Raw genomic sequence first — 15,486 nt, forward strand, 5'->3', positions numbered from 1 at the left:
GCGGATCGGGCTGGCGCGTTCCCGCGTCAGCCGCGAGCGAAGGCGAAGGCGACCTTGGCGAGCGTGACGTCGCCGAAGCGCTCGCTGCCGCGCGCCACCTTGCGGCCGCCGGCGTTCTTGTAGAAGCGGCAGGCGCCTTCGTTGTCGGCCAGCGCCCAGACGACCGCCGTGTCGAAGCCGTGCCGCGCGAGCTCGCGCCTTGCGGCGAGGAAGAGGCGGGTACCGAGGCCGATGCCCTGATATTCGGGCCGGAGATAGAGCTCGTAGACCTCGCCGCGCTGCACGAGATTGCGCGCGCGGTTGGGGCCGTAGGTGGCATAGCCGGCGATGGTGCCGCCCACCTCAAGCACAAGGATGCCGGTGCCCCGGCGGATGGCGCGGCCCCACCAGGTGTGGCCGCGTCGCGCGATCATCCGGCTCAGTTCGCGAGCCGGTATCAGGCCGTCATAGGCCTGTCGCCAGGCAGTGTCGTGGACCGCGGTGATGGACGCCGCGTCAGTCACCTCAGCCCGGCGTACACCGATCGACAGAGTGCTCATAAGGCAAGGATAGGTCCGCTTTCGAAGCGGGGGAAGCCCCTTTTCGCGTCCCGTGACGCTGCCGTGACAAAGCTGCGCAGGGCCTGTGGCGGCCCTGCCCGTCCATGGCAGAAAAGGGGGAAGGACGCCGCCGGGGCGGCGCCCGGTCAGGCCGTCTGGCGGGCGCGGTCGGCGCGCTTGCGCTCGATCGGATCCAGGATCGCCTTGCGCAGGCGGATCGACTTCGGCGTCACCTCGACCAGTTCGTCGTCCGAGATCCAGGACAGCGAGCGCTCGAGCGTCATGCGGATCGGCGGCGTGAGGCGCACGGCCTCGTCCTTGCCGGCGGAGCGGACGTTCGAGAGCTTCTTGCCCTTGAGGACATTGACCTCGAGATCGTTGTCGCGGGTGTGCTCGCCGACGATCATGCCCTCATAGACCTTCCAGCCCGGCTCGATCATCATCGGGCCGCGGTCCTCGAGGTTCCACAGCGCATAGGCGACGGCCTCGCCGGCCTCGTTCGCGATCAGCACGCCGTTGCGGCGGCCGGCGATCTCGCCCTTGTAGGGCTGGTAGGAGTGGAAGAGGCGGTTCATGATCGCCGTGCCGCGCGTATCGGTCAGCAGTTCGCCCTGGTAGCCGATCAGGCCGCGGGTCGGCGCGCGGAAGACGAGGCGCAGGCGATCGCCGCCGGAGGGGCGCATCTCGATCATCTCGCCCTTGCGCTCGGCCATCTTCTGCACGACGACGCCGGAATGCTCCTCGTCGACGTCGATGATGACTTCCTCGATCGGCTCCTGGATCTGGCCGCTCTCGTCCTTCTGGAAGACGACGCGCGGGCGCGAGACGCCGAGCTCGTAGCCTTCGCGGCGCATGTTCTCGATCAGGATCGCCAGGAGAAGCTCGCCTCGGCCCGAGACGACGAAGGCATCCTTGCCGCTCGTCTCCTCGATCTTCAGCGCCACATTGCCCTCGGCCTCCTTGAACAGGCGGTCGCGGATCATGCGGCTGGTGACCTTGTCGCCCTCGGTTCCGGCGAGCGGGCTGTCATTGACCATGAAGGTCATCGACACGGTCGGCGGATCGATCGGCTGGGCCTTGATCGCCTCGGTGACCGTGGGGTCGCAGAAGGTCTCGGCGACGGTGCCCTTGGTCATGCCGGCGATGGCGACGATGTCGCCCGGAACGCCTTCCTCGATCGGCTGACGCTCGATTCCGCGGAAGGCGAGGATCTTGGAAACGCGGAACTGCTCGACGGTGGTTCCGTCCTGCGACAGCACTTTCAGCATCTGGGTCGGCTTCACCGAACCGGAGGTGATGCGGCCGGTGATGAGGCGCCCGAGATAGGGATTGGCCTCGAGCAGCGTGCCCAGCATGCGGAAGGGGCCTTCCTCGACATGCGGAGCGTCGACATGCTCGAGCACCAAGTCGAACAGCGGCGCCATGCCGTCGTCATGCGAGGCATCCGGCGAACGGCCCATCCAGCCCTGCTTGGCCGAACCGTAGAGGATCGGGAAATCGAGCTGCTCGTCGGTGGCGTCGAGGGCGGCGAAGAGGTCGAATACCTCGTTCACGACTTCCTGGACGCGCGCGTCGGGCTTGTCGACCTTGTTGATGGCGACGATCGGCTTCAGGCCGACCTTGAGCGCCTTGCCGACAACGAACTTTGTCTGCGGCATCGGCCCTTCCGCCGCATCGACGAGGACGATCACGCCGTCGACCATGTTGAGGATGCGCTCGACCTCGCCGCCGAAATCGGCATGGCCGGGGGTATCGACGATATTGATGCGCGTGTCCTTCCAGACGATCGAGGTCGCCTTGGCCAGGATGGTGATGCCGCGCTCCTTCTCGATGTCGTTCGAATCCATCACACGCTCGGCGACGCGCTGGTTCTCTCGGAAGGAGCCGGACTGCTGCAGCAGCTTGTCGACGAGCGTGGTCTTGCCATGATCGACATGCGCGATGATGGCGATGTTGCGAAGGGACATATCTCGATCCAGAAAGGCAACGGCGCCACCGGGGCTGCGCGACGGGCCGGTCCCGGAGCGCGGCCCCGGGGCGTAAACGCTGCCGGGCCATTTTGCGGTGCAAAATGCTTGAAACGCCTCGAAAAGGCAACAAGCATCCGCAGCCAATCGATTGAGACTCGCCCGTCTGCGACGAATGGGGTGTTGCGGAGGAAGATGCGATCGCAGATAGATTGACGGCCAGTAATAGGGCAAATATTATATGGTTTACATATAATATGCTACGGGGGATCAGGTTTTGGTAGCTACGATCGAGGATCCGCTAGGATTCGTCCTCGTCGATGTTGCGAGACTTCTGCGACGTCGATTTGAAAAAGCACTAGAAAACGCCGGACTCGGGCTGACGGTCGCCGAGGCGAGGACGCTCGCCTTCGTCAGTCGCCGTCCGGGACTGCGCCAGTCGACGCTCGCCGACGAGCTGTCGGTCGAACCGATGACGCTGGTCGGGTTTCTCGACCGGCTGGAGGCGGCCGGTCTCGTGGAGCGCATTCCCGACCCGGCCGATCGCCGGGCCAAGCTCATCCGCCTGACGCCGGCTGCCGCCAACATCGTCCGCCGCATCCGCGCCATCGGCAAGCAGGTGCGCGAGGAGGCCGAGCGGGGCATCGATCCGGCGGTGCTGGAGACGATGCGGCTCACGCTGCTGAAGCTGCAGGACAACATCGTCAATACGCCGGAGCCGGTCGCCTGACCCGCTACTGCGGCGCCGCCACCTCGGCGAGCAGCAGGCCGAGGCGGCGATAGGGGCCGTCGTCGACTTCGACGAAACCGCCCTCGAAGCGTGGCTCGATCGCGTCATAGGCGTCCGGATCATCTGTTCGCATCGCGACCAGCGCCCGGCGCAGCGCGTCCTTGGCCTCGGACGGCAGATCGCTCCGCACCGCATGCGGCCCGAAAGGTATGATGTCGGAGCGCCAGACGACGCGGAGCCCGCCGGGGGGCAGGCCGCCATCCGCGGTCAGTGCCCCGATCGGGCCGCTATCGCGCGGGGCCGTCAGCGGCTCCTCGGCGCTGGACCAGGCAACGGCGAGATCCGCGTCGCCATTGCCGAGAGCCTTCAACGCCGCCAGCGGATCCTCGGTCTCGACGAGGCTCGCGAAGGTCGTCTCGGCATCGATCCCCTCCGCGGCGAGGCCGGCCAGCGGCACCAGCCGGCCCGAGAGCGAATCCTTTCGAGCGACGGCGAGACGCTTGCCGCGCGCGTCGTCGAGCGAGGCGATGCGGCTCGCGGCCGGGGCCACAATCAGGGCGCGGAAACCGCGGGCTCCATCGGCCGCCACCGGCTGGACCAGCGGCTCGGCGCAATGGCAGGCCTGGTCGAGCGCGACATAGGCGAGCGAGGACAGGATCGCATACTGGATGCGGCCCGAACTCTCGGCCTCGATGAGCGCCTGATAGGACCGGGCGGGGAAGAGCGTCACCGGGACTGCGAGCGCGGTCTGCAGGCGCCACCGGAACTTCTCGAGCCGCGCGACCTCCTGGGTCGGGTTGTCGCCGGCGATGAAGCCGACCTTGAGCGTCTTGACGTCGTCGCGCCAGCCGGCGAGGGCGGCGGCGGGCGAAAGGGCCAGGGCGATCAGGGCGACCAGGACGCGACGCATCGAAAACCTCACAAGCTCAACCTCACCAATCCCGCAGGCTCGCCGCGATCCGCTCGCGGGTCGGCGCGTCGACGAAGGCCGCTTCGAGCGCCGTGCGGCCGAGGGCGACGAGCTCACTATCCGAGAAATCCTGGTCGCGCGCGAGCGCCGCGTATTCGGTCCCGATCGAGGAGCCGAAATAGGGTGGGTCGTCCGAGCTCACCGTGATCCGGACGCCGGTCGCCATCAGCGACCGCGCGGGGTGGCGTGCGACATCCGGATAGAGGCCGAGCGCGATATTGGAGAGCGGACAGAGCTCGAGGACGATGCCCTCCGCCGCGATACGGTGGACGAGGTCGGGATCCTCGATCGCGCGGACCCCGTGGCCGATGCGGGAGACCGGAAGGTGATCGAGGGCCGCGCGGACGCTTTCGGGGCCGTCGAGTTCGCCGGCATGGACGGTGAGACCGAGGCCGGCCTCTTCCGCGATCCTGAAGGCCGGCGCGAAGTCGCGCGGATGATGGCTGCGCTCGTCCCCGGCGAGGCCGAAGCCGGTGACGAGAGCATGGGGCTGGGACGCGACCAGACGCGCCGCCGCGAGGACGCTCTCCGGACCGTGATGCCGCACGCCGATCGCGATCATCCGCCCCTCGATGCCGGTGGCGGCCGAGGCGTCGCGAATGCCGGCGGCGAGACCATCGGCATAGGCGCGCCAGGAAAGGCCGGAGGCAGCCGCATGATCCGGAGACACGAAGATCTCGCCATAGACGGCGCCTTCGGCCGCGATGCCTGCGAAATGGTCGAAGGCGAGATCGCGGAAATCCTCCTCGGTGCGGAAGACCCCGGCGGCGCGGTCATAGGCGCGGATGAAGGAGGAGAAATCGTGCCAGCGATAGCGGCCGGCGTCGTCGAAAAGACCTTCGAGATCGACGGCGTGGCGCGCTGCCACGCGTTGGACAAGGTCGGGCCGGGCCGCGCCCTCGATGTGGCAGTGCAGTTCGACCTTCGGCAGGCGGCGGAGATGATCAGTACCCGGACCCATCGCACGCTCCCGTCGCCCTGGCCTCGACGGCATGGTAATGCGGCCATCGAGGCGTGGACAAGGCGAGGCTTGCACCCGGGGACGGGTCGGATAGGCTTGCGCAACTTTCGAGACGAGGCGGACGAATGGCGAGCGTGACAGTCATCAACCATCCCCTGGTGCAGCACAAGCTGACCATCATGCGGGACAAGCACACCTCGACCGCCGGGTTCCGGCAGCTTCTGCGCGAGATCGCGACGCTGCTCTGCTACGAGGTGACCCGCGATCTCGAGCTCACGACGACGACGATCGAGACGCCGCTCGCGGAGATGCGGGCCCCGACGCTCGCCGGCAAGAAGCTGGTCTTCGCCTCGGTGCTGCGCGCCGGAAACGGGCTGCTCGAAGGCATGCTGGACCTCGTGCCGGCGGCGCGTGTGGCGCATATCGGCCTCTACCGCGATCCGAAGACGCTGTCGGCCGTCGAATATTACTTCAAGGCGCCCGACGATCTCGACGAGCGGCTGACCATCGTCGTCGATCCGATGCTGGCGACCGCAAATTCGGCCATCGCCGCCATCGACCGGCTGCAGGAGCGCGGCGCCAAGGACATCCGCTTCGTCTGCCTGCTCGCCGCGCCCGAGGGGATCGACAAATTCCACGGCGCGCATCCCGAAGTGCCGATCTTCACCGCCTCGGTCGACAAATACCTGAACGACAAGGGCTATATCGTTCCCGGTCTCGGCGATGCCGGCGACCGCATGTATGGCACCAAGTGACGGGACGCCGTTCGGCGGGATTCTCGTGAGTTTTTCCGACGACGAAGTCGCGCGCTATGCGCGTCATCTCGTTCTGACCGAAGTCGGCGGGCCCGGCCAGCAACGGCTGAAGGCCGCGCGGGTTCTCGTCATCGGCGCCGGCGGTCTCGGGTCGCCGCTCGTCCAGTATCTGGCCGCGGCCGGCATCGGGACGATCGGCATCGTCGACGACGACGCCGTGGCGCTCTCCAACCTGCAGCGGCAGGTGCTGCACGGTACCGCGGATGTCGGCCGGCCTAAGGTGGAGAGCGCGGCGGACGCCGTGCGGGACATCAATCCGCATGTCGCCGTCGAGACGCACCGCTTGCGCCTGACGGCCGACAACGCCGATGCACTAATCGCGGCCTATGACGTGATCGCCGACGGATCGGACAATTTCGAGACGCGCTTTCTCGTCGCCGACAGGGCCGAGGCGTTGAAGCGGCCGCTGGTGACCGCGGCGGTCGGCCGCTTCGACGGCTCGCTCACCGTGCTCATGCCCTATGAGGATCGCGACGGCGCGCGCAATCCACGTTACCGGGACCTTTTCCCCGAGCCGCCGCCGCTCGGCCTCGTGCCGAGCTGCGCCGAAGCGGGCATCCTCGGCGCCGTCACCGGCATTCTCGGCACCCTGCAGGCGGCGGAAGTGCTGAAGCTCGTCCTCGGCATCGGCACGCCGCTGATCGGGCAGTTGCTGCTCGTCGATGTGCTCTGCATGCGATTCGAGACGATTGCCTATCGCCGCCGGCGATGATCGGCATCCGGTCCGAGGCCGAGCGGCAGATGGGCAGCGCCGAAGGCGAAGCCGAGAATCGCCGTGGTGACGCGATCGAGGCGCGGCCGACCCGGCCAGAACGGCGGCTCGGGTTCCACGGGCTCGAGCGCCTCGAAGCGCTGGCGATAGGCGGAGCGGAAGAAATAGCTGGCTGGAATCATCACGCAAGTCCCCGATTGTATCGATTCAAGTAGATGCCGCAATACGATTGAACCGGTTCAAATCTAGGATGAGCTGGGCAGGTCGTCAAGTGGAATTTGAATCGATCCAAGAGACTTGATATGTGAGCCCGTCTCGATGTCGGGGATGAAGCGCTGTTCCGCGGGGAGGGCGGTGCTTGCCTGTTTCGCCGCGGGCGTTGTTGGTTCTACAATGCGGCGACATGGAGGGTGCGGGTGACGCGGATCGTCAGACTGTCGGATGTCGCCAAGGCGGCTGGTGTGTCGCAGGGTACGGCATCCAATGTGTTCAACCGCCCGGACATCGTCCGCAAAGAGGTGCGCGAGCGCGTCGAGGCGGCCGCGCGCGAGCTCGGCTATGCCGGTCCGGACCCCAAGGGCCGGCTGCTGCGCGCCGGCAAGGTCAATGCGATCGGCGTCGCCACGGCCGAGCCGCTGTCCTATTTCTTCGAGGATCCGTTCGCGCGCGTGCTGATGGCCGGAATCGCCAGCGCCTGCGACATGCAGGGTGCCGGCATCTCGCTGGTGTCGGCCGCCAATGAAGAGAAGCTCGCCTGGAACATCCAGAGCGCGATCGTCGATGGCTTCGTGCTGTTCTGCGTCGAGGGCGGCAACCGCCTCGTCGAGCTGACGCGGGATCGAAAGTTGCCTTTCGTCGCGCTCGGCCTCGAACATGAGGATGCCTCCGTCTCGATGGTGGGGATCGACGACCGCGCCGGGGCCGCCGCCATCGCCGGCCATGTTGCCGATCTTGGCCATCGCCGCCTGGCGATTCTCTCGCTGCAACTCGTCGACGGACGAACCGGTCTCGTCACCGACGCGGAAATAGCGTCTGCAATCTATCACAACTCAAGGTATAGAATCGAGGGTTATCGTGCCGGGCTGGCCGAGCGTGGCATCGCCGCGGCGGGCGTCCCCGTTTACGAGACCGAGAACGACCGGATCAGCGTCGACGCGGCGCTTGCATCGCTATTCGCCTCTCCAGAGCCGCCGACGGCGCTGCTCTGCATGTCGGACCGGATCGCGCTCTTCGCGCTCGAATGGCTGGCGGCGCGTGGCATCGCGGTGCCGGGAACCGTCTCCGTCGCCGGCTTCGACGGTGTGCCTGAAGGGCTCCTGTCCAATCCCCCGCTCACCACCATGGCGCAGCCGATCGCGGAGATCGGCCGTATGGCTGTGCAGTCGATCTTCGAGGATGCCGGCGAGCCTCGCCATCTCCGCCTCGATGTCTCCCTGACGATCCGCGGTTCCACAGCGCCGCCGCCCGCCGCCTGAGACGGCCGCCGCGCTGTCAGAGCATCGAGGGCAGGACGCGATCCGGCGGCTTGTGACCGTCGAAGAAGGCGCGGATGTTGATCAGCACCTTTTCGCCCATCTCGATTCGCCCTTCGATCGTCGCCGAGCCCATATGCGGGAGCAGCACCACCTTGCCAGCCTCGGCGAGGCGGAGCAGCTTCGGATTGATCATCGGCTCGTTCTCGTAGACGTCGAGGCCGGCGCCGGCGATCGCGCCGGAGGCGATGAGCTTGATCAGCGCTGCCTCGTCGACGATCTCGCCACGCGCGGTGTTCACGAGATAGGCTTCCGGCCGCATCAGCTTCAACCGCCGCTCGGAGAGCAGGTGATAGGTGCCGGGCGTGCGCGGGCAGTTGATCGAGATGATGTCCATCCGGGCCAACATCTGGTCGAGACTGTCCCACCAGGTCGCCTCCAGCGCTTCCTCGACCTGCGGCGCGACGCGGTGGCGGTTATGATAGTGGATCGAGACGCCGAAGGCCCTGGCGCGGCGGGCGACCGCCTGGCCGATCCGGCCCATGCCGACGATGCCGAGCCGCTTGCCGGTCACGCGGCGACCCAGCATCCAGGTCGGCGTCCAGCCGGCCCAGTCGCGATCGGCCGAGAGCACCCGCGCTCCCTCGACCAGCCGGCGCGGCACGGCGAGGATCAGCGCCATGGTCATGTCGGCGGTGTCTTCGGTCAGCACGCCGGGCGTGTTGGTGACCGCGATGCCGCGCTTCAGCGCCGCCTCGACATCGATATGGTCGAAGCCGTTCGAAAAGCTCGCGATCAGCTTCAGCTGCGGTCCCGCGGCTGCGATGAGCGCCGCGTCGATCCGGTCGGTCACCGTCGGCACCAGCACCTCGGCGCGCTGCATCGCCGCGGCGAGCGCGTCCGGCGACATCGGCACGTCGTCGATGTTGAGCTCGGTCTCGAACAGCTCCCGCATGCGGGTCTCGATCGCATCCGGCAGGCGGCGCGTCACGACGACATGCGGCCTCTTCTTCATAGCTCGCCCTTCCCATTGAGGCCGCGTTAACCACGGACCGGGCACAGTCCGATCGGGTGGCCGGGCGCGGCTGATCTTCAAGCGAAGCTTCTACCCGACGCGGCCGGACGACAAGTCCGGCGCGGCACCGGCCGTGTGATGATCGGGCTTCCCGCCCGTCTGCGGACGAGCATCGACATGAAACGCAACACGCTCACCTCTCTCGTTCGGCGCCCGGCATGCGCGGGGGCGAATCTGGCGAAGCTGCTGCTCGTTGCGGCGGCCCTCGTGCTTTCCTCGGGGCAGGGCGTCGAACCGGCGATGGCGCAGGGCGCCGCCGGCGCGGCGCCGAAGCTCGGGCCGAGCGGACTGCCGCTGCCGCGCTTCGTGTCGCTGAAGGCGGCGCGCGTCAATGTGCGCGTCGGCCCCGGCCAGGACTACCGCATAGCCTGGGTGTTCACACGCTCCGGCCTGCCGGTGGAAGTCGTCCAGGAGTTCGACAACTGGCGGCGCATCCGCGATTCGGACGGAACAGAGGGGTGGGTCTTCCACAGCCTGCTCGCCATGAAGCGCACGGCCGTCGTGGCGCCGTGGCAGAAGGGCGATCCGCTGCCGATCCGCTCAAGCCCGGACGATACCGCTGCGATCACGGCCTATCTGCAGCCGAAGGTCGTCGCCAAGGTCAGCGAATGCGACTCCGGCTGGTGCCAGCTTTCCGACAGCCGATTCAAGGGCTGGATCCGGCAGGACCGGCTCTGGGGCGTCTATCCCGACGAGAGCTTCGACTGAGAAAGAGAAGAAAGATGCGTCGCCGGCTCAGTCGGCGGCGCGACGCAGGCGGACGATGATGTCGACGCGCGCGATCTCCATGCCGGGGATCGGCTCCGGCAGGTCCTCGACCCGAAGGCCGGACACCGGGATATCGACGATCCGGTTCTCGCCCTCGATGAAGAAGTGATGGTGGTCGTCGGTGTTGGTGTCGAAATAGGTCTTCGACCCGTCGACCGCGACCTCGCGCAACAGGCCCGCTTCCGTGAACTGGTGCAGCGTGTTGTAGACGGTGGCGAGCGATACCGGCACGCGGTGCGTCATCGCCTCCTCGTGCAGTCCCTCGGCCGAGATGTGGCGATTGCCGTCGCTGAACAGGATCTCGGCCAGCGCCACGCGCTGGCGCGTCGGCCGGAGGCCAGCCCCGCGCAGGATCGCCCGCACTTCCGATGATTTCCGGTCGGCGCGCGCGCCCCGCTTCGCCAGATCAATCCGCATCAAGGAACCGTTCCGCCTGCACAAGTCCGAGAACCGGCGGCCCTGCCCATGGCCGGCCACCGCGATGACGCTAACCTAACTTTCTCGGGAAGGTTTTGCAACGGTTGCGCATAACGATGAAAGAAGGGCCGGCGCTGGCGACGCCGACCCCCATTCTGATGCCGAGATGCGGTGCGATCGAGTCTTGCCGCGTCAAGCCTTGGCGGGCTGGATGTCCGTCGACCAGAGCGCCGTGTCGGCGGTGTCGTAGAGCGTCACGGTCATGACGCCGGTGTCTGCCGCGATCTTCACGTGGCCGAAGAACTGCAGGCCGGAGGCGGGAGACAGGTTGACCTGACCGGCCGGCGGCGCCTTCACATATTTCGCTTCCGGGCCGAAGGTCATGTCGAGTTCGCCCGGGCCGAAGGTGCCGGCATGGATCGGGCCGGACACGAATTCCCAGAACGGCTCGAAATCCTGGAACTTCGCCTTGCTCGGGTCGTAGTAGTGCGCTGCCGTATAATGCACGTCGGCCGTCAGCCAGACGGTGTTCTTGATACCGGCCGCCTTGATGAAGCGCAGCAGGTCGGCGAATTCGAGTTCGCGGCCGAGCGGGGCGCCGGCATTGTTGTTCGAGACGGCCTCGAAGCCCTTGCCCTTGTTGTCGACGAACTGGTCCCAAACGACGAGCGACAGCGGCATGTCGGCGGCGATCACCTTCCAGGTCGCCTTGGAATCGAGCAGCGCCTGCTTCAGCCAGGCGAGCTGCTCCGCCCCCAGGAACGCGGCGACGCCGCCCTCGGCCGTCTCGAGATTGTCGCCGTTGGGGCCGCGATAGGTGCGCATGTCGATCATGAACACGTCGAGCATCGGACCGTAGGCGATCTTGCGGTAGACGCGCTGCGGCTCCGCCATCGTCGTCGCGATCGGCATCCACTCGTGGAAGGCCTTGGCGGCACGGGCGGCGAGGACGTGGATGTTCTTCTCGGTGTAGGCGGCGCCGAGCTGCTTGGAATCCGACCAGTTATTGGTGACCTCGTGGTCGTCCCATTGCGTCAGCACCGGCACGGCCTCGTAGAGGGCGCGGACATTGTCGTCCATGAAGTTGTATTTGTACTGGCCGCGGAACTCGTCGAGCGTCTCGGCGACCTTCGACTTTTCCGGCGTGACGATGTTCTTCCACTTGGTGCCGTCGGGCAGGCCGACCTCGGCCTTGATCACGCCGTCGGCATAGACGTTGTCGCCGGAGTGGATGAAGAAGTCCGGGTCGTGCTTCAGCATGGTGGCATAGCCCTTCATGCCACCGGCGTCCGGGTTGATGCCCCAGCCCTGACCCACGGTATCGCCCGACCAGACGAAGGAGATGTCGCGGCGGCCGGCCGGCGCTGTGCGCAAATGGCCGGTGACGGGATCGGCGGTGATGTTCGGGTCGGCGAGATCGGCGAAGCGGACGCGGTAGAAGATCTCCTCGCCGGCGGGCAGGTCCTCGGCGAGGATCTTCACCGTGTAGTCGTTCTCGGGCAGCGCGGTCAGCGTCGGCAGGCGGCGCGGATCGGCGAAGCTTTCGGTGGTCGACCACTCGAACACCGCGCGCGCCGGACGATCGGTGCGCGACCACAGCACGGCGCGGCCTTCGCTCACGTCACCGGACTGGACGCCATGCGTGACGACCGGGCGGTCGGCGGCGCGGCTGATGCCCGGGAGGGCGAGGCCGGAGGCGGCGACGAGGCCGGTCGCCGCCGTCGAGCGCAGGAATGCTCGGCGCGACAGACGGTTTTCAGTGAGGCGGATGGCCATGGGGGTGTCCTTGTTCGCGGGGGAGAGGCTGGAACACCTCCAGCCTAGCCGGCGCGAATGACACCCCCTTCAAGGGCGTGTAACGCTTCGATGACGCCGCGGCGGGGCCGCGGCGCCGGCTTCACTCAGTCCTTGGCCAGGCGGTCGCGGGCGGCGAGGGTGCGGAGGCGGAGCGCGTTGAGGCGGATGAAGCCGGCCGCGTCCTTCTGGTCATAGGCGCCGCGATCGTCCTCGAAGGTGACCAGCGCATCCGAATAGAGCGACTTCGGCGACGAGCGGCCGACGACGATGACATTGCCCTTGTAGAGCTTCAGCCGGACCGTGCCCTCGACATGCTCCTGGCTCTTGTCGATGAGGGCCTGCAGCATCAGGCGCTCGGGAGCGAACCAGAAGCCGTAATAGATCAGCTCCGCATAGCGGGGCATGATCGAATCCTTGAGATGGGCCGCCTCGCGGTCGAGCGTCAGGCTCTCCATCGCGCGGTGCGCGGCGAGGAGGATCGTGCCGCCGGGCGTTTCGTAGACGCCGCGCGACTTCATGCCGACGAAGCGGTTCTCGACGAGGTCGAGACGGCCGATGCCGTTGTCGCGGCCGAGCTCGTTCAGCGCCGTCAGCAGTTCGGCCGGCGACAGCGCCTTGCCATCGATCGAGACCGGGTCGCCCTTCTCGAAGCCGATCTCGACATAGGTGGCCTTGTCGGGCGCATCCTCGGGCGCAACCGTGCGCATGAAGACGTAGGGCGGCGGCTCCTCGGCGGGGTTCTCGAGCACCTTTCCTTCCGAGGAGGAGTGCAGGAGGTTGGCATCGACGGAGAACGGCGCCTCGCCGCGCTTGTCCTTGGCGACCGGGATCTGGTTCTTCTCGGCGAAATCGATGAGGTCCGTGCGCGACTTGAAGTCCCAGATGCGCCAGGGCGCGATCACCTCGAGCTTGGGATCGAGCGCCGCCACGGTGAGCTCGAAGCGCACCTGGTCGTTGCCCTTGCCGGTCGCGCCATGGGCGATGGCGTCGGCACCGGTCTCATGCGCGATCTCGACGAGGCGCTTGGCGATCAGCGGCCGGGCGATCGAGGTGCCGAGCAGATAAGTGCCCTCGTAGAGCGCATTGGCGCGGAACATCGGGAACACGAAGTCGCGCACGAATTCCTCGCGCAGATCATCGATATAGATCTGCTTGACGCCCATCATCTCGGCCTTCTTGCGGGCCGGCTCGAGTTCCTCGCCCTGTCCGAGATCGGCCGTGAAGGTGATGATCTCGGCCTGATACTGCTGCTGCAGCCATTTGAGGATGATCGAGGTGTCGAGCCCGCCGGAATAGGAGAGCACGATCTTCTTGATGTCGGACATGGAAGGGCTGTTCCGCAAGGTTTCCGCTGGCCCGGCGTTATAGACGCACGCCCTTGCCGCGGCAACCGCGCCTCAGAGCCGTGCCAGCGTTCCGCGCAGCAGGCGGCGCAGCTTCAGCCCCGCCCGGCCGAGACCCGTCTCCACGGCGGCATCGAGCCGGTCGCCGAGCGGCCCCCTCACCATCACGCGGTAGAGGATGAGCACCACGCCCGCGGTCATGCCCCAGGACAGCATCACGTCGGAGAGGTAATGCCCGCCGAAGGCGAGGCGGTTCAGCGACAGGGCGAGGCCGACCAGCGCGACCGGGATGCCGACCGGAAGCCGCAGCGAGGCCGGCAGCAGCAGCACCGGCGCCAGCAGCCAGATCGCCGTCGATGCCTCGCCGGAGACGAAGGAGCAGTTCGAGATGCAGGCGCCGTCGAAGTGCCAGGCCGGCACGAAGCTCCAGTCGCCGCCGAAGAGGTCGGTCTGGATCGGGCGCGGCCGGCCCGACCAGCTCTTGAAGATCGCGTTGACGACGAGGCCTGGCCCGAGCGCGAGGCTCGCCAGCAGGAAGAGCGTCGAGCGCGGGCGGATCGCCATTGGCCGCGCCGGCCAGACGAGCTTGCCGACGAGGCTCGCCGCGAGCACGACGAGCACCAGGATCACGAGCTGGTCGCCGAGGCGGCGCAGCGCCATCAGCGAGGCGAGCTTCGTCGCCGGGAATCCGCTGGCATCATGAAACCAGCCGGCAACGGCCGTGTCGATCGCCGGGAAGGCGATGAACACGGCCGAGCAGGCCAGGAGATAGAGGGCGACCCACAGGAGCGGCTCACCGGCCGGCGCCCCCAGACCGCGCCGCCCGCTATCCTCGCCGCTCACCCTCTCATCCGCCATCGTCCGCCCTCGTCACCGCCGAAGACGGCTAGCCGTCCCTGATGGCGAAGGCAAGGCGCCGGCCCGGATCAGAAGGCGCGGTTGATCGAGATCGACAGCGTCTGCGTCGTGATCGTGTTCGAGAAATCGCCGCTGAGGATGCCCGTCTCCTGCCAGCCATAGGCGTTGCGGACGAAGGGGGCCGAGAAGTCGCCGCTAGCGCCCTCCGTGAAGTTCACGGCATAGCTCGCATCGATGAACCAGTCGCGCGTCAGGAAGTAGGTGCCGCCCAGCGTCAGCGACGCGCCCCAGACCCAATCGGAACTGGAAAAATCGTCCGACGGACCCGTCATGTCGTAGGTCTTGCCGCTCATCCGCGCCAGCCCGACCATGTTGTTGAGATTGGTCGTCGTCTGGGAGAGCGAGGGGCCGCCGCCGCCATAGATGAAGCCGCGGCCGAACGAGCGGCCGATGAACGGCATCAGCGCGAACTGCTGGTTGAGCTCGGTCTCGTAGGACCCGACCACGACATGGCCGCTGACCGTGCCGTCCGTCGTGCCGTAATAGCGCCCGTTCTGCGGCACCGCGACACCATCGGCCTCGCTGGAGGCGCCGAGATAGGCATATGAGAGCTTCGCACCCCAGAGCCAGTCCGTACCCTGGAACTGGTGATAATAGCCGAGCTGCGCGAAGCCCGAGAGGGTCGTGTCCGAGCCGGACGGCGGATAGGTGGTGCCGCCCGCCGCGCCATAGGCATAGGGGACGCCGCCCTCATACATATGCGACACGCCCTGCGCATAGAGGCTCTGGTCGGTGACCGACAGGAAGCCGAGGCCGAGGCCAAGGCCGCCGAAGAAAGCCTCGTTCGGCATCAGCTGGGCCGGCGCCGCGGCCTCCACCGGAGCCGGCGGGGTGATCGTGAGATCCGCCGCCGTTGCGGCCGTCAGGCCCGAAAGGCCAGCCGCCATCGTTCCGGCGAGAGCCGGAATCGCAATCCTCATCCGCATGATTAGTCCCCGTCTTGCCCCATATCGGTCCCGCCGCTCGGAGCGGGACGCTGGCCACGCGGCTGCAAATCAGCAA

General features: G+C 67.2%; 16 protein-coding genes. 5 read left to right on the top strand and 11 right to left on the bottom strand.

Features of this window, described 5'->3' with window-relative positions:
- Positions 1-26: 26 nt before the first annotated feature.
- Complete coding sequence (locus QO015_RS16485; protein WP_266282939.1) at positions 27-539, bottom strand: GNAT family N-acetyltransferase; 513 nt, start codon at positions 537-539, stop codon at positions 27-29.
- Positions 540-685: 146 nt separating this feature from the next.
- On the bottom strand, positions 686-2,506 hold the full coding sequence (gene typA / locus QO015_RS16490; RefSeq protein ID WP_266282937.1) for a translational GTPase TypA: 1,821 nt from the start codon (positions 2,504-2,506) through the stop codon (positions 686-688).
- A gap of 277 nt (positions 2,507-2,783) precedes the next feature.
- Between typA and QO015_RS16495 the strand changes: the two genes are divergently transcribed.
- Positions 2,784-3,236, top strand: a complete 453-nt coding sequence (locus QO015_RS16495) for a MarR family winged helix-turn-helix transcriptional regulator (protein WP_266282935.1) — start codon at positions 2,784-2,786, stop codon at positions 3,234-3,236.
- A gap of 4 nt (positions 3,237-3,240) precedes the next feature.
- Here QO015_RS16495 and phnD read toward each other — a convergent pair whose 3' ends face one another.
- Both phnD and QO015_RS16505 read right to left on the bottom strand, forming a co-directional pair.
- Positions 3,241-4,146 carry a phosphate/phosphite/phosphonate ABC transporter substrate-binding protein gene (gene phnD, locus QO015_RS16500; RefSeq protein WP_266282934.1) on the bottom strand — a complete coding sequence of 302 codons (906 nt, stop codon included), beginning with the start codon at positions 4,144-4,146 and terminating at the stop codon, positions 3,241-3,243.
- Between the two features lie 22 nt (positions 4,147-4,168).
- Entirely contained in the window at positions 4,169-5,167 is a 999-nt protein-coding gene (locus QO015_RS16505) for an adenosine deaminase (protein WP_266282933.1), read from the bottom strand.
- Between the two features lie 125 nt (positions 5,168-5,292).
- Here QO015_RS16505 and upp point away from each other — a divergent pair, with 125 nt between their 5' ends.
- Both upp and moeB read left to right on the top strand, forming a co-directional pair.
- On the top strand, positions 5,293-5,922 hold the full coding sequence (gene upp, locus QO015_RS16510) for a uracil phosphoribosyltransferase (RefSeq protein ID WP_266282932.1): 630 nt from the start codon (positions 5,293-5,295) through the stop codon (positions 5,920-5,922).
- Complete coding sequence (gene moeB, locus QO015_RS16515; RefSeq protein ID WP_307290601.1) at positions 5,909-6,694, top strand: molybdopterin-synthase adenylyltransferase MoeB; 786 nt, start codon at positions 5,909-5,911, stop codon at positions 6,692-6,694. The genes upp and moeB overlap by 14 nt, the downstream gene beginning before the upstream one ends.
- Here moeB and QO015_RS16520 read toward each other — a convergent pair.
- Positions 6,676-6,876: a hypothetical protein gene (locus tag QO015_RS16520; RefSeq protein ID WP_266282929.1), complete on the bottom strand. Its 201-nt coding sequence runs from the start codon at positions 6,874-6,876 to the stop codon at positions 6,676-6,678. The genes moeB and QO015_RS16520 overlap by 19 nt on opposite strands.
- 234 nt (positions 6,877-7,110) lie before the next feature.
- Between QO015_RS16520 and QO015_RS16525 the strand changes: the two genes are divergently transcribed.
- A complete protein-coding gene (locus QO015_RS16525) occupies positions 7,111-8,169 on the top strand; it encodes a LacI family DNA-binding transcriptional regulator (protein ID WP_266282927.1) in 1,059 nt (352 codons plus the stop codon).
- Positions 8,170-8,185: 16 nt separating this feature from the next.
- Here QO015_RS16525 and QO015_RS16530 read toward each other — a convergent pair whose 3' ends face one another.
- The gene (locus QO015_RS16530) at positions 8,186-9,181 is read right to left on the bottom strand and encodes a 2-hydroxyacid dehydrogenase (protein WP_266282926.1); all 996 of its coding nucleotides are present in this window, start codon (positions 9,179-9,181) and stop codon (positions 8,186-8,188) included.
- Positions 9,182-9,358: 177 nt separating this feature from the next.
- Here QO015_RS16530 and QO015_RS16535 point away from each other — a divergent pair, with 177 nt between their 5' ends.
- Complete coding sequence (locus QO015_RS16535; RefSeq protein WP_266282925.1) at positions 9,359-9,949, top strand: SH3 domain-containing protein; 591 nt, start codon at positions 9,359-9,361, stop codon at positions 9,947-9,949.
- Between the two features lie 27 nt (positions 9,950-9,976).
- Here QO015_RS16535 and irrA read toward each other — a convergent pair whose 3' ends face one another.
- The 5 genes from irrA to QO015_RS16560 form a co-directional block, all read right to left on the bottom strand.
- The gene (irrA, locus tag QO015_RS16540) at positions 9,977-10,426 is read right to left on the bottom strand and encodes an iron response transcriptional regulator IrrA (RefSeq protein ID WP_266283286.1); all 450 of its coding nucleotides are present in this window, start codon (positions 10,424-10,426) and stop codon (positions 9,977-9,979) included.
- Between the two features lie 192 nt (positions 10,427-10,618).
- Positions 10,619-12,202 (bottom strand): alkaline phosphatase D family protein, encoded by a 1,584-nt coding sequence (locus QO015_RS16545; RefSeq protein WP_266282923.1) that lies wholly within the window; start codon positions 12,200-12,202, stop codon positions 10,619-10,621.
- Positions 12,203-12,327: 125 nt separating this feature from the next.
- Positions 12,328-13,548, bottom strand: a complete 1,221-nt coding sequence (locus QO015_RS16550) for an argininosuccinate synthase (protein WP_266282921.1) — start codon at positions 13,546-13,548, stop codon at positions 12,328-12,330.
- 72 nt (positions 13,549-13,620) lie between these two features.
- Positions 13,621-14,424, bottom strand: coding sequence for a phosphatase PAP2 family protein (locus QO015_RS16555; RefSeq protein WP_266282919.1), 804 nt, complete (start codon positions 14,422-14,424; stop codon positions 13,621-13,623).
- Between the two features lie 68 nt (positions 14,425-14,492).
- Complete coding sequence (locus QO015_RS16560) at positions 14,493-15,410, bottom strand: hypothetical protein (protein ID WP_266282918.1); 918 nt, start codon at positions 15,408-15,410, stop codon at positions 14,493-14,495.
- Positions 15,411-15,486: the final 76 nt, after the last annotated feature.

Origin of the sequence: Kaistia geumhonensis (assembly GCF_030815145.1) — a bacterium.
Taxonomy (GTDB): Bacteria; Pseudomonadota; Alphaproteobacteria; order Rhizobiales; family Kaistiaceae; genus Kaistia; species Kaistia geumhonensis.